Origin of the sequence: Pseudoalteromonas sp. NZS127 (assembly GCF_015864805.1) — a bacterium.
Taxonomy (GTDB): domain Bacteria; phylum Pseudomonadota; class Gammaproteobacteria; order Enterobacterales; family Alteromonadaceae; genus Pseudoalteromonas; species Pseudoalteromonas nigrifaciens.
On record NZ_JADYWN010000001.1, the window covers coordinates 244962 to 258884 of the forward strand.

The 13923-nt window shown below is 39.5% G+C and carries 13 protein-coding genes; 4 read left to right on the forward strand and 9 right to left on the reverse strand.

Features of this window, described 5'->3' with window-relative positions; all coding sequences use genetic code 11:
• The first annotated feature begins 40 nt into the window (after positions 1 to 40).
• A complete protein-coding gene (locus tag I6E78_RS01170; RefSeq protein WP_197181812.1) occupies positions 41 to 1147 on the forward strand; it encodes a GGDEF domain-containing protein in 1107 nt (368 codons plus the stop codon).
• 80 nt (positions 1148 to 1227) lie between these two features.
• Here the strand turns inward: I6E78_RS01170 and I6E78_RS01175 are convergent, their stop codons facing one another.
• Complete coding sequence (locus tag I6E78_RS01175; protein ID WP_197181813.1) at positions 1228 to 2412, reverse strand: NAD(P)/FAD-dependent oxidoreductase; 1185 nt, start codon at positions 2410 to 2412, stop codon at positions 1228 to 1230.
• A 312-nt stretch (positions 2413 to 2724) separates the two neighbouring features.
• Between I6E78_RS01175 and I6E78_RS01180 the strand changes: the two genes are divergently transcribed.
• Complete coding sequence (locus I6E78_RS01180; RefSeq protein WP_197181814.1) at positions 2725 to 4860, forward strand: S8 family peptidase; 2136 nt, start codon at positions 2725 to 2727, stop codon at positions 4858 to 4860.
• 70 nt (positions 4861 to 4930) lie between these two features.
• Here I6E78_RS01180 and I6E78_RS01185 read toward each other — a convergent pair whose 3' ends face one another.
• From I6E78_RS01185 to rplU, 7 genes are all read right to left on the reverse strand, one after another.
• Entirely contained in the window at positions 4931 to 5404 is a 474-nt protein-coding gene (locus I6E78_RS01185) for a peroxiredoxin (RefSeq protein ID WP_086997685.1), read from the reverse strand.
• 92 nt (positions 5405 to 5496) lie between these two features.
• Complete coding sequence (locus tag I6E78_RS01190; protein ID WP_197181815.1) at positions 5497 to 7422, reverse strand: methyl-accepting chemotaxis protein; 1926 nt, start codon at positions 7420 to 7422, stop codon at positions 5497 to 5499.
• A gap of 381 nt (positions 7423 to 7803) precedes the next feature.
• The gene (locus tag I6E78_RS01195; RefSeq protein ID WP_179806927.1) at positions 7804 to 8181 is read right to left on the reverse strand and encodes a DUF3718 domain-containing protein; all 378 of its coding nucleotides are present in this window, start codon (positions 8179 to 8181) and stop codon (positions 7804 to 7806) included.
• Positions 8182 to 8260: 79 nt separating this feature from the next.
• Positions 8261 to 8752: a type 3 dihydrofolate reductase gene (gene folA, locus I6E78_RS01200; RefSeq protein ID WP_172459222.1), complete on the reverse strand. Its 492-nt coding sequence runs from the start codon at positions 8750 to 8752 to the stop codon at positions 8261 to 8263.
• A 73-nt stretch (positions 8753 to 8825) separates the two neighbouring features.
• A complete protein-coding gene (gene cgtA / locus I6E78_RS01205) occupies positions 8826 to 9983 on the reverse strand; it encodes an Obg family GTPase CgtA (RefSeq protein ID WP_197181816.1) in 1158 nt (385 codons plus the stop codon).
• A 230-nt stretch (positions 9984 to 10213) separates the two neighbouring features.
• Complete coding sequence (gene rpmA, locus I6E78_RS01210) at positions 10214 to 10471, reverse strand: 50S ribosomal protein L27 (RefSeq protein WP_002957747.1); 258 nt, start codon at positions 10469 to 10471, stop codon at positions 10214 to 10216.
• A gap of 16 nt (positions 10472 to 10487) precedes the next feature.
• Positions 10488 to 10799 carry a 50S ribosomal protein L21 gene (gene rplU, locus I6E78_RS01215; RefSeq protein ID WP_197181817.1) on the reverse strand — a complete coding sequence of 104 codons (312 nt, stop codon included), beginning with the start codon at positions 10797 to 10799 and terminating at the stop codon, positions 10488 to 10490.
• Between the two features lie 422 nt (positions 10800 to 11221).
• On the opposite strand from rplU, the gene ispB reads away from it, so the two are divergent.
• Positions 11222 to 12193, forward strand: coding sequence for an octaprenyl diphosphate synthase (gene ispB, locus I6E78_RS01220; RefSeq protein ID WP_197181818.1), 972 nt, complete (start codon positions 11222 to 11224; stop codon positions 12191 to 12193).
• 103 nt (positions 12194 to 12296) lie between these two features.
• Here the strand turns inward: ispB and mdh are convergent, their stop codons facing one another.
• A complete protein-coding gene (gene mdh / locus I6E78_RS01225; RefSeq protein ID WP_011329303.1) occupies positions 12297 to 13229 on the reverse strand; it encodes a malate dehydrogenase in 933 nt (310 codons plus the stop codon).
• 226 nt (positions 13230 to 13455) lie between these two features.
• On the opposite strand from mdh, the gene argR reads away from it, so the two are divergent.
• Positions 13456 to 13923, forward strand: a complete 468-nt coding sequence (gene argR / locus I6E78_RS01230) for a transcriptional regulator ArgR (protein ID WP_041454781.1) — start codon at positions 13456 to 13458, stop codon at positions 13921 to 13923.

Below are 13923 nucleotides of genomic sequence, written 5' to 3' on the forward strand. Positions count from 1 at the left end.
ACAATACTGAATTAACTAATAATTATTAAGTCGTTATTTGATGCTACATTTTTGGTATAAAGAATTTCCGCAATACCCTAGAGATCATAAGGATTACTGGCGAACACGCTTAATTGCACATTCTTTATTAATCTGCTGCTGCTACTTTTTAATTTTAACCTTACTAAATGTTTTTTATTTTTCGAGTTACGATATTGCACTTATTGATGCCTTAGGACTTATAACGTCATTAAGTATTTGTATATGGTTTAATAAAACAGCCCAGGTTAGTAAAGCTGCTTGGGTTGTTGCATTAATGATAGTTAGCTTAATAATGCTCTTTATAGTATCGGCAAAGGGTCATGCTCATTCATTATTTTGGGCAACACTTATTCCGCCTTTTACCTTTTTTTTAGTTGGGCGTAATTGGGGAAGTATATTAAGTAGCATTGCTTTTGGTATTTGTGCCTATCTAGTTTACTTACAGCAACAACTATCAATTACCATAGGTTTATCTGCATTATTTAATTTTATTGAAGTGTCTATTGCGCATGTTTTATTATTTAGGTTTTATGAAAAAACGCGTTTTTCGGCTTACTCTCATCTTTCGAAGCGCAATGCCGAAATAAAACAGCTAGCCGAAACCGATAAGCTCACCGGGCTATATAACAGGCAAAAATTTGATTTTGAATTGTCGCAATTACTGAGTGAAAATAATAATGAGCGAAAATCAAATATAGTGATGATTTGCGACATAGATCACTTTAAAAAAGTAAACGATACTTATGGCCATTTAGCGGGTGATAACGTGCTTAGTGAGTTTGCCAATATTTTACAAAACAAGCTTACAAATAGTGCATTAATTGCACGCTGGGGCGGAGAAGAGTTTACTATTATTCTTCGAGATAGCAGCCTAGATAACGCAATTAACGAAGCTGAAGAGCTCAGAGCGTTTATTGCCACTCATTTAATCGATAATAGAGCGTTAACTATCAGTATTGGTATAGCTAAAGCGCATGTTGACGACACTGCTTTGCATCTTTTAGAGCGCGCCGATAAAGCGCTTTATAAAGCAAAATTACAAGGGCGAGATCAGGTCTGTGTTGCTAGCGACAACTTAACCAAAACTCACTATGAAAACACATTAAGTAAATCCGCTGCTATTTAAAAGTTAGCTCTAAAGTATCAGCGGTTAAACCCAATAAACTAAATTAACCTTGTAACTGCTAACTTATTGTTCCTAAAATATTAAGCATACTGCCCAGCAGCAAAACCACAGCTCCACGCATACTGAAAATTATAGCCCCCTAGCCAGCCGGTTACATCGGTTACTTCGCCAATAAAATATAAGCCTTGTGCTTTTTTTGCTTCAAAGGTTTTTGAGCTAAGTTCATCGGTATCTACACCGCCTAGCGTTACTTCCGCTGTTCTGTAACCTTCTGTGCCATTTGGTTTAATTTGCCATGCATGTATATAGTTAACTAACTCGTCAATTTGGCTATGTGTTAGCTGGTTAATATTACAATCAGGAATTGCTTTCCCCTCATGAAGAACTTCAATAAAACGTTTAGGTAAAATAGTGGCTAAGCTATTTTTTAACGACTTTTGGGATTGCGTTTCACGCCAATCGGCTAGCTGTTGTCTTAAATCTGTTTCGGGTAATAAATTAATAGTTACCGCCTGTCCGGCGCGCCAAAATGAGCTTATTTGTAATATAGCAGGACCCGATAATCCTCTATGGGTAAATAAAATGTTTTCTTTAAATGCAGTGCCATCTTCACTAGTAACATCGCATAAAATACTTATACCTGAAAGCGCTTCAAAACGTTCTTTATCGTGCTGATGCAAAGTAAATGGTACAAGTGCCGCCATGGTCGGTAATACTTTTAAGCCAAACTGCTCAGCAATTTTATAGCCAATGGGTGTTGCGCCAAGCTTAGGCATAGTTAAGCCACCGGAGGCAATCACTAACGACTCACAATAAAATGTTTCATGCTCGGTTACTACGCTATAACCAGTTTCAGTTTTTGAAACGCTGATTACTTCGTTACGCAACTTTATAGATACCCCCGCCCATTCACACTCAGTAAGTAAAATATCAACAATGTCTTGAGCATTATTATCACAAAAAAGCTGACCTAGTGTTTTGTGGTGATAGGCTAAACCATGACGATCTACTAGTTCAATAAAGTCATGTTGGGTATAACGACTTAAACATGATTTAACAAAATGAGGGTTGCCACACAAATAATTACTAGGGCTGGCATTTTCGTTGGTGAAGTTACAGCGCCCACCGCCACTAATGAGTATTTTTCGACCTGGCTTTTTGCCCATATCAAGTACTGTAACACTACGGCCACGATATCCTGCTTGCGCTGCACACATTAAGCCTGCTGCTCCCGCACCTATTACTATCACATCTACTTGGGTCATTTATTTATCTCATTAATTTTTTTTGATTATAACAAAATTTATGCACCGGCTGGACATCGAATTGATTATTTTCAATTGCACAACAAATAAAAATAAAAGTATTAATACTCAAATTTAAAACTAGTTACTTATGCTTATATTTATAAATATAAAAAGTACAAAGTAACTACAAACCCGCTAATAACAAGGTTATAACCAAATGAAAGAAGCTAATAAGTAATTAATCTTTCAATTAATTTAACAGAACATTTACCTTTGTACCCACTTCGTGGATTTGTGCTACGAAATAACAAATAAAAACTAAGGATAATCATGACAACAGGTAAATCATTTAAAAAGTGTGCAATAGCCTTTACTATCAGCTCACTATTTGCTGCAACATCGAGTATTGCAACTCCTGCACAAGCAATTGCACCATCAATGGCAGAAACAACAGCTAAATTACAAAATCAAACTGGTTTTGAAACACAATTCATTATTAAATATAAAAATAACACTAATGATTTAGCTAGCTTTGCAGCTACAGACACAGATGTAAGCCAATCAAATATGCAAAATAAAGCGCAGAGCTTTGTTAAAAATTACACCTCTAAAAAAGGCAAAGTAAAAGCGAAGTATATTCGTGCCATGGCACTTAATAATCACCATGTAATGCGTGCAAGTAAAAAGCTAAATGCACAAGAAGCACAGCAATTTATGCAAGAAATGCTTGAATCTGGCAACGTTGAGTACATTGAAGTCGATCAAATGCTGCAACCGTTTGCAACGCCTAATGATCCACGATTTGACGACCAATGGCATTATTATGAACAAGCTGGCGGCTTAAACTTACCTACCGCATGGGATACAGCCACTGGTAGCGGTGTTGTTGTTGCAGTACTCGATACAGGCTATCGCCCTCATGTTGATTTAAACGCTAATATTTTACCCGGTTACGATATGATCTCGAATTTATCGGTGGCTAATGATGGCAATGGTCGCGATAGCGATGCCCGCGATCCGGGCGATGCGGTTGCTGCCAATGAATGTGGTACTAACGGTGCACAAAACTCTAGCTGGCACGGTACACATGTAGCGGGTACTGTTGCTGCAGTTACTAATAATGGTGAGGGTGTTGCTGGGGTTGCTTACGGCGCCAAAGTAGTGCCTGTACGTGTACTAGGTAAGTGCGGCGGTTTAACCTCTGATATTGCTGATGGTATTATTTGGGCTTCTGGTGGCAATGTATCTGGGCTACCGGCAAATGCCAATCCTGCAGATGTAATAAATATGAGCTTAGGGGGCCGTGGCTCATGTAGCTCTACAACACAAAGTGCTATTAACACCGCACGTAATAACGGCACAGTAGTGGTAATTGCTGCTGGTAACGATAACGATAACTCAGCAAACTATAACCCAGGCAACTGTAATGGCGTGGTAAATGTAGCCTCGGTTGGCCGTAATGGCGGTCGTGCTTATTACTCTAATTACGGTAGTAATATTGATGTTGCCGCACCGGGTGGTGCGCAAAGTTTTGCTAACGATTCTGAAGGTGTTTTATCCACTTATAACGCCGGTTCGTCAACCCCTTCTAGTGATAGCTACGGTTTTTCGCAGGGTACATCAATGGCAGCCCCCCATGTTGCTGGCGTAGCGGCACTGATAAAACAAGCAAAGCCGAATGCTACTCCCGATGAAATCGAAAATATTTTAAAAACAACCACCCGCTCGTTCCCAGCCACATGTACTAGCTGTGGTACCGGTATTGTTGATGCAGCAGCTGCCGTAGCTGCTGCAAGTGGTGGCACTGCACCACCACCAAGTGGTAATGAACTTCTTGATGGCGAAACTCAAACCGGTTTAAGCGGCGCAACTAACTCTGAAACATTTTATACAATGACAGTGCCCAGTGGCGCAACTAATGTCACTTTCACTATGAGTGGAGGCACTGGTGATGCCGATTTATACGTGCGCTCTGGCAGTAAGCCAACAACCTCTACATACGATTGCCGCCCTTACAAAAGTGGTAACAACGAAGAGTGCTCAATCGATAACCCTACATCAGGTACGTATCATGTGATGCTAAGAGGTTATTCTGCCTATTCTGGGATCAGCTTAACTGGTAATATTACAGCAGCTTCGGGCGGGGGCTCAGGCACACCTCAAGCTGGTGGTGGCACTGTAAGCGATGTGAGTGCTAATGCAGGTCAATGGAAGCATTACACACTAGACGTGCCAGCAGGTATGGCTACATTTACAGTAACAACAAGCGGTGGCACAGGCGATGCTGATTTGTTTGTTAAGTTTGGCAGTCAGCCCACGACATCGAGTTACGATTGTCGTCCATATAAAAATGGTAATGCCGAAACCTGTACTTTCTCAAGCCCACAAGCGGGTACGTGGCACTTAAGTGTTAACGCGTATAAAACCTTCTCGGGCTTAACAATTAGCGGGCAATATCAGCCTTAATAAGCAATAATTGCAAAAAGCCGATGTTGCATCAACATCGGCTTTTGTATTTTCAAATCGCTAATTTATTCTATAGCTTTTCTAAAACAGCAGCAGCACGACTAACCACAAATTCTTTTTCTTGCTCTACAAATAAACCGGTTACTACACTATTTTCCACGATCATTGCGTAACGCTTTGAACGCACACCGCCAAACCCTGCCGTATTCATATCAAGGCCTAATGCTTTGGTAAAGCTCGCATCGCCGTCTGCCAGCATGGCTATTTCTTGTGCATTTTGTGATGCCCCCCATGCTTTCATAACAAACGCATCGTTTACCGATACACAATAAATTGCATCAACGCCCTTTGCTTTTATTTTATCTGCCAGAGTAATAAACTCAGGTAAGTGTGCATTTGAACAGGTAGGTGTAAACGCACCGGGGACTGCAAACAATACAACTTTTTTATCTGCAAATAATTCACTGTTAGTCAGTGTTTGCATACCATCGTCGGTTAACTGGCTTAGCGTAACCGAGGGAATAGTTTGACCTTGTACAATCATTATAAATCCTTCATTTTATAAAATAAAACCAGCATACAGCTTAGCACATAGAATTTAGAGCATGATATAAGATGAGCGCTAAAGCTAATTTATTACAACCCCAGGCCCCCTTTAATCGAATGAATTTGTTGTTGTAGCTGATGTCGTATATCATCCACCAACGAGCTCGACTCACTTACTTGCCCCTTCATTTCAGCCATTGACTGACTAAAGTTATCTAATAAATTGCTTTGCTGCTTAGCAAGCTTCATCGCCTCAAACGCTACTTTATTAGCATTTTTTGCATTACTTGCCACCGCTTCCGAATTTAACTTAAGTTCTTGGGCATTTTGCGTTTGCGATTGAGCACCTTGGGTTAATGCTGTTATTTGCGTAGCAACTAGCCGTGAGTTTTCACTCAGTATGGTGAGCTGCCCATTTATCTCGCTCAGCGAGCCTTGCGTTTGCAGTGCCAATTGCCTAACTTCATCAGCCACTACTGCAAAGCCGCGACCATGCTCACCTGCCCTAGCTGATTCTATTGCTGCATTTAGCGCAAGTAAGTTGGTTTGATCTGCAATATTACGTATTACTTCTATAATTTTACTTACGCCTTCAACACCATTAAGTAGCTCTTGTAAGCTTTGTATACTGCGTTCAACCCGTGCCTGTGTATCGGCACTCGCACTTAACATACTTTGCGCAAATCCTAAGCTTTGTTCCATGGCACTAAAGGTACTTTGTGCGTTATCAGCTACTTGTGTATTAATATCATTAACTTGCTCTCCAATCTGCTGAATATCGGTTAGTAAATACTGATTCTGTTCCACTTGCCCATAACTCGTAGTAGTTTGTTGCTCAATCGTCTGTAAGTGTTTACTCATTTGCTGCATAAAAGCATTCACTACTTTTAGCATTTGCGCTCGCTCTTGTGCTTCTATGCGCTGGCGTTCAATTAGCTGATTAAAGTATTGGGCTATTTCCCCAACTTCAGTTTTTGGGTTATTACTGACAATATTTTTAAGCTCATTCGTTTCAATTAAAAATGCAAATCCGTCGCGCAACCGTCGAAGAGGATTAAGTACCAGATTACGCTGAACAATATAAACACCGCCAGCAAGTATAACTAGCCCACTAATAGCAACACAAAACACCCAAAATACTTGCTGCTTTAAATTATCTTGTTGTGTTTTTAGTGCTTGCTCTGCATTTATCACTGTTTTAGATAAATTACTAAGCTGCGTGCGCAATTCATCGGCCCCCGTCTGTCGTTGTTGTGCCTGAGTTAATGTACTGGTTAAATCCCGAGGATAGCGATTTGGCCAACTACTTAATTCTGATTTAATATCAGTAGCTAAATCTTCACTTTGCTCGTCAATAAATAAACTATACTCATCTACTTTATCCATCACACCTAAGTTTGGTAGCTGCTCTATTTTTGCTGCTAATACATTTAAATTTTTCACGCTTTGTTGCAAACTCTGCTCTACACTCTGCTGATAATCTAGCACCAGTTGATAACTAAATAATGATAAGTTAATCACTTCACTATAATACTCATTGGCCAATTTATAATAACTAAGCGTGTTGTTACTATTATCCGAAGCTGAGCGCGCATAATTAATTAACGAGGATGCCGAACCAGCCATTTGCCTTAGCGCATTATCAAGTAAAGCCGTTTCGTTACCAGAGAGCTTACCCAAGGCTCTATATTTACCGTTTATATCATTATTTAGAGTAATTAACTGCTCAGTAAGTTGTGATTTAAGAGCTGCTGGTAATAGCGTTAACTGTTTTTGCTCTACTTGCGAGATTAAACTTGAGGCTTGTGTTAAGTATTGGCTATCGCCTTGTGCTAAGTAATTACTTAGATAGCTCGCTAGATCAACCATAATCGTATTTTTAAGCTGTCTATATGCACTGTCTTGCTGCTCTAGTTTTAGAAAAGTTTGACTGGCCCAAAGTAGAGTCATAGCTAATAAAACACTTGCGAGAGTTAACAAAACAGCCAGTAAGCGGGTAAATGTAGAGGCGCGCATAAATAAATCCCTAAAATCATATGCGCGTAGAATATTGACTATTTATGACAGTTTAATGGCAAATACTAACAATCGTATTAAATTCATGAGCTGTCAAAGCAACAACAAGAATGTTAACCCAAATAAAAACAATGAGTTATTTTGTGTGGCTATTCCTAGGTTACTTTAACTTCAGCACCTATAGAGTCGGCTATAAGTTCATTTCAACACAATAAGTAAGTTAATAAGTAAAAAGGGTTATGTTTTTAATAAGGTTGGCGTTTGTGTTAAAAGGGGGGATTACAACACTAAAATAGTGCTGTGTTATATAAAATTATTTATAAAAATACAGGCGTAAAAAAACCACGTATAAAACGTGGTTTAATCGTATTTATTGTAAAATTAAAGACCTGCGCGCTCTTTAATTATCGCAATTAAGGGCGATCCTGAATGACCGTTCGATTCAGCCCATGATACATCAGCGCCATCTTCTAGTGAGCTTTTAGATAGGTTTTTAACTATATATTCGCCACTATCTAGTGCGTTACTTGCCACTGCATGTCGTAATAAATTATTACCATTACAAAATACTGCGTCGTATATATTGCGAACTTTCACTCGTGCGCTTTTAAGCTTACTACGTAAACGATTTTTATCATCCGCTGCAATATACTCACAGATAGAAATCGCTAACTGATCATCTGCTTGTGCAGGGGCAGTATATACAAACGAACCGGCTGCAAGCGCAGTAATAACAACTAGCTTTGATAACTTAATCATGGAAAACCCTTTTTACAATACTTTATTCCTATTGGATTAGTTAATATTGTACCAATATGCTCAGTATTTCGCAATAATGTTAAGGGTTTTTATATAAAGTTACAAACTTATGACTATATTGATTTTTTTCATCCGCAGCCATTTGTATTTCATCTTTAACCTGCCAGGTTGCCACTTTTTCGTAATCAGGAAACTGAGTGTCACCTTCAACATCTAAGTCTATAAAGGTTAAATAAAGTCTTTGTGCACTTTCTAAAAATTGTTGATAAATATTTCCACCACCAATGATCATCACCTCTTCCACATCAGCAACTAAATTTAACGCGGCCTCTGGCGTTGTAACAATTTCTATTCCAGTTGCTTGATACTGGCTATTACGGGTAATAATAATATTACGACGCCCAGGTAAAGGCCGTCCAATAGACTCAAATGTTTTGCGCCCCATAATCACAGGTTTACCTGTGGTTACTTTTTTAAAATGCTGTAAGTCTCCAGGTAAATGCCAAGGCATTGTATTATTAAGGCCAATTACACGGTTATTTGCCATTGCAGCAATCATTGAAATTATCACACTAATTATCCAGTATTTATTATTAAACAAAGAAAAAGGAGCATAAGCTCCTTTTATATGTAATTAATTATAATTAACGTTCGTACACAACTTCTACGTCGTAATCATCTTCATTCCACTCATCCCAATCATCATCATCGTCGCTCTTTTTAGCAGCTTTTTGATGATAGGTGTCCCACTTAAACTCAACTTCTTCGTCTGTTGCTTCAACGAATTTCTCTTTTGGCATGCTTTCAAGCAATGTCATTACGTCATGAATTAGTGGTTGAGTATTTGATTTATTAATAGCAGAAATGCTGTAAATATTTTCAGTTTCGCCTAGCTCTTGTGCAATTTTTTCACATAAAGCTTTTGCTTCGTCAGCTGGTAATAAATCTATTTTATTAAATACCAACCAGCGCGGCTTTTCTGCTAATTTAGGACTGTACTGATGTAACTCATTAACAATCGCAAATGCATTATCAACTGGATTTGAGCCATCAACTGGCATTACATCAATAATATGCAGTAATATTCTACAGCGCTCTAGGTGTTTCAAAAATTGAATACCTAAACCAGCACCATCCGATGCGCCTTCAATTAAGCCTGGTATATCAGCGATAACAAATGATTTATTAGCTTCAGGACGTACCACACCTAAATTTGGAATAAGCGTCGTAAATGGGTAATCTGCTACTTTTGGTTTTGCTGCCGATACACTACGGATAAAGGTAGACTTACCTGCATTTGGCAAACCTAATAAGCCTACATCTGCTAGTAACAATAACTCTAGTTTAAGGTTGCGTACTTCACCTTCTGTCCCTAAGGTTTTTTGACGCGGAGCACGGTTTGTACTTGATTTAAAACGCGCATTTCCTAAGCCATGGAAACCGCCTTTTGCCACCAAAATCTTTTGGCCATGTTGGGTTAAATCCCCTAATCCCTCTTGCGTATCAACGTCCATAATACGTGTACCTACAGGTACCATAATAATTAAATCGTCAGACTTTTTACCCGTACAGTTACGGCTGCGGCCATTAGTACCGCGATCTGCTCTATGGAAGCGTTCAAATTGGTAATCAATTAAGGTATTTAAGTTTTCATCCGCTTGTAGATAAACACTACCACCGTCACCACCGTCACCACCGTCAGGCCCACCTTCTGGGATATATTTTTCACGACGGAAAGACACGATACCGGCGCCACCGTCTCCAGCTTCTACGCGAATTTCTACTTCATCTACAAACTTCATGATTACTCACTTTAGGGATTGGCTTGTTAATAACACTATTATATACCCAAGCCAACTTAATACCAATTGGCATAAATATTTGAACCATTTTACGAATTAGATCGCTCTATAACTTCGTTAAAGAGCCCGCTACTTAAACCCATAGGTATAATTGCAGGCTTGGGTATATATTGTAAAATAATGAAAACAAAAAACCCCGCAAAGGCGGGGTTTTTTAACTATCTTACTGATTACTCAGTTACGATAGTTACGTATTTACGGTTTAAAGGACCTTTTTGTTCAAACTGAACTTTACCATCTGCTTTTGCGAAGATAGTGTGGTCTTTACCGATACCTACGTTTGTACCAGGGTGGAAACGAGTTCCACGCTGACGAACAATGATGCTACCCGCTAGAACTGATTCGCCACCAAAACGCTTAACACCTAGGCGTTTGCTTTCTGAATCGCGACCGTTACGAGTACTACCAGCTGCTTTTTTATGTGCCATTTCTAAGTACCTCTAATTAAGCGCTAATGCCAGTGATTTTAACTTCTGTGAACCATTGACGATGGCCCATTTGCTTACGAGAATGCTTACGGCGTCTAAATTTAACAACCTTAATCTTCTCACCGCGACCATGTGAAACAACCTCAGCTGTTATCTTACTACCGTTTACGAACGGTACACCAATCTCGATTTTCTCACCATCAGCAACTAAAAGTACTGAATCAAATTCTACTGCTGCACCAGTTTCAACGTCTAATTTTTCAAGACGAATCGTTTGACCTTCAGTCACACGATGCTGTTTACCACCACTTTGGAAAACCGCGTACATAATTAACTCCGTCTGTGCGCCCTCAAATCGACGCAACTAAAATATTCTTCGATAGGGCGCGAAGTTTACGCTACGGCGTAATAACTAGCAAGCCTATTTTGTAATTAAAATGAATAAAAAGTAGCTGCATTGAGAGCAATTCAATATTTCCCCTATTTTATATTAAATAGCCCTTTTGCCAAGCGCTTTTTCACGATTAGTGAAAATAATTTGCCTTAGCTAAACACACACTCCAACGGATAATAAATAAACATAAATTACAGCACGCTTTGTACGCTAATTAATCAGCTATCTCTCGTATTTAAGTGCTAATTAGCGATGTTAACCGTGTTTTTTCAGGGAATCGTCACAAAATATCGAGCTAGTGCTTTTTTTGTTGTACAATCTGCGCCGTTCACACATAAAAATTGGCTCGGAGATCAATGGATATAAAAGCTATCCAGGCGTTAATCGAAAACGATATGAATGACGTCAATCAACTTATACATGCGCAAATGCGCTCAGATGTGGCGTTAGTTAACCAACTTGGCTTGTATATTGTAAACAGTGGCGGCAAGCGCGTGCGCCCAATGTTGGCAATACTAGCGGCCAGAGCATTGGGTTATCAGGGTAAAGATCATATTACACTTGCAACTATTGTTGAGTTTATTCATACCGCAACACTATTACATGATGATGTTGTTGATGAATCTAACTTACGCCGAGGCACGCCTACAGCAAATGCTGAGTTTGGTAATGCTGCCAGCGTATTAGTGGGCGACTTTATTTACACTCGTTCATTTCAGCTTATGGTTGGCCTTGGTAAAATGCAGGTAATGCAAGTGCTTGCAGATGCAACTAACATTATTGCTGAAGGTGAAGTATTACAGTTAATGAACTGTAATGACCCCGACACCACTGAAGCGAGTTATATGCAGGTTATTTACTCTAAAACCGCTAAGCTATTTGAAGCCGCGACAGGCCTTGCGGCCATTATTACTGAGCAAAACCAAGCCACGCTTGATGCGCTTAACCTATACGGCATGCATTTAGGTACTGCGTTTCAGCTCGTTGATGACGTACTTGATTACAACGCAGATGCAGATCAATTAGGTAAAAATATTGGTGATGATTTAGCCGAAGGGAAACCAACTCTGCCGCTTATTTATGCAATGCAACATGGTAATGAGCAGCAAACACAGCTGATCCGTGACGCTATAGAGCACAGTAATGGCATGGATCATCTTGAAGAAATTTTAGCGGCACTTAAACAAACCAATGCGCTTGAATTTACGATGCAAAAGGCCGAACTTGAAGCCGACAAAGCCATTGCTTGCTTAGACTTTTTAGCTGAGTCTGAATATAAAAAAGCACTTGTGAGCCTTGCCCGTATTGCAGTTGATCGCGATCACTAACTTTACTGCCTTTATGTGTAGCTAACCTGGGTGCAGGTTAGCTAAATTCCGAGCAATAAAAAAGCCTGCAAACGCAGGCTTTTTTGTCACTTGATTTTGGCTATTACGCCATGAAATCAACACCTTCTTTGATGTCTTTTTTCAGTGTTTCAAGCATGTCATTTTTTGCTTTTGTTTCAAATGCGCTTAGTTCGCCGTAAGAAAGAATTTCTTCTACGCCGTTTTTACCTAAACGTACTGGGTGTGCAAAGTACTCCGCATCGCCATTTTCAACAGCAACGTACGCGTAATCTACAACGTCTTCACCTTGTAGGCCTTTAACTAAAGACATACAAAAACGAGCTGCTGCTGCACCCATTGATAAAGTAGCTGAACCGCCACCCGCTTTAGCATTTACAACTTCAGTACCCGCATTTTGGATACGTGGAGTAAGTGCTGCAACTTCTTCATCTGTAAAGCTCACGCCTTCAACTTGAGAAAGTAGAGGTAAAATAGTAGTACCTGAGTGGCCACCGATTACAGGAACTTTAACAGTTGCTACGTCTACGCCTTTAAGTTCAGCAACAAATGCTTCTGAACGAATAACGTCAAGCGTAGTAATACCAAATACGCGTTTAGCGTCGTAAGTACCTGCTTTTTTAAATACTTCAGCAACAATTGGTACAGTGCCGTTTACTGGGTTAGTAATAATACCTACTAATGCTTTAGGACAACTTGCAACTATGCCTTCTGCTAATGTTTTGATGATACCAGCATTTACATTAAATAAATCTGCACGATCCATACCTGGCTTACGTGGCATGCCAGCAGGAATAAGTACGATATCAGCATCTTTAAGCGCTTCATTTAACGCATCAGCGCCAAAGCCAGCTACTTTAACCGCTGTAGGGATATGAGATAAATCAACCGCAACACCTGGAACTACTGGTGCAACATCATATAGTGATAATTCAGAACCAGCTGGTAAGCCTGTTTTTAATAATAAAGACAACGCTTGACCGATACCGCCTGCAGCACCTAATACAGCAACTTTCATTGGAATTCTCCGTGATTTGAGGTAGGAAATATTTATGGCTCTAAGATAAAGAAATTAGCGACTAAAAACAAATTTATCCTGCCTATTTTCGTAATATTTTAGACCATAGTTGTAAAAACATTTGGCCTGAATACAGTAAACTGGCAAGTTAAATAAACAACTGCTGCATAATTATTCGTTTTTGTGTAGAATTTGCGGCATGGATAATAAAAAGCAAATAAAAACTATGCAACCACAAGACAAACAGGAAGCGTTAGTAAAAGCATTTAAAGCGCTTTTAAAAGAAGAAAACTTTGGTTCTCAAGGCGATATAGTAGATTCGTTAAAAGAGCAAGGTTTTGACAATATAAGCCAAAGTAAAGTGTCGCGCATGCTTAGTAAGTTTGGCGCGGTACGAACGCGCAATGCCAAACAAGAAATGGTGTATTGCTTGCCAGCAGAAATGGGCGTACCCACAGCAAAAAGCCCGTTGCGCCAGCTTGTTATTGATATAATGCATAACGAAATGATGATTATTATCCGTACCAGTCCAGGCGCGGCTCAGCTTATTGCGCGTTTACTTGACTCATTAGGTAAAGCCGATGGCGTGTTAGGTACTATAGCTGGCGACGACACTATTTTTATTGCCCCAGCTAAAATATCTGAAATAGACTTAACCCTAGAGCGGGTACGTATTTTATTTGATACGGTTTAG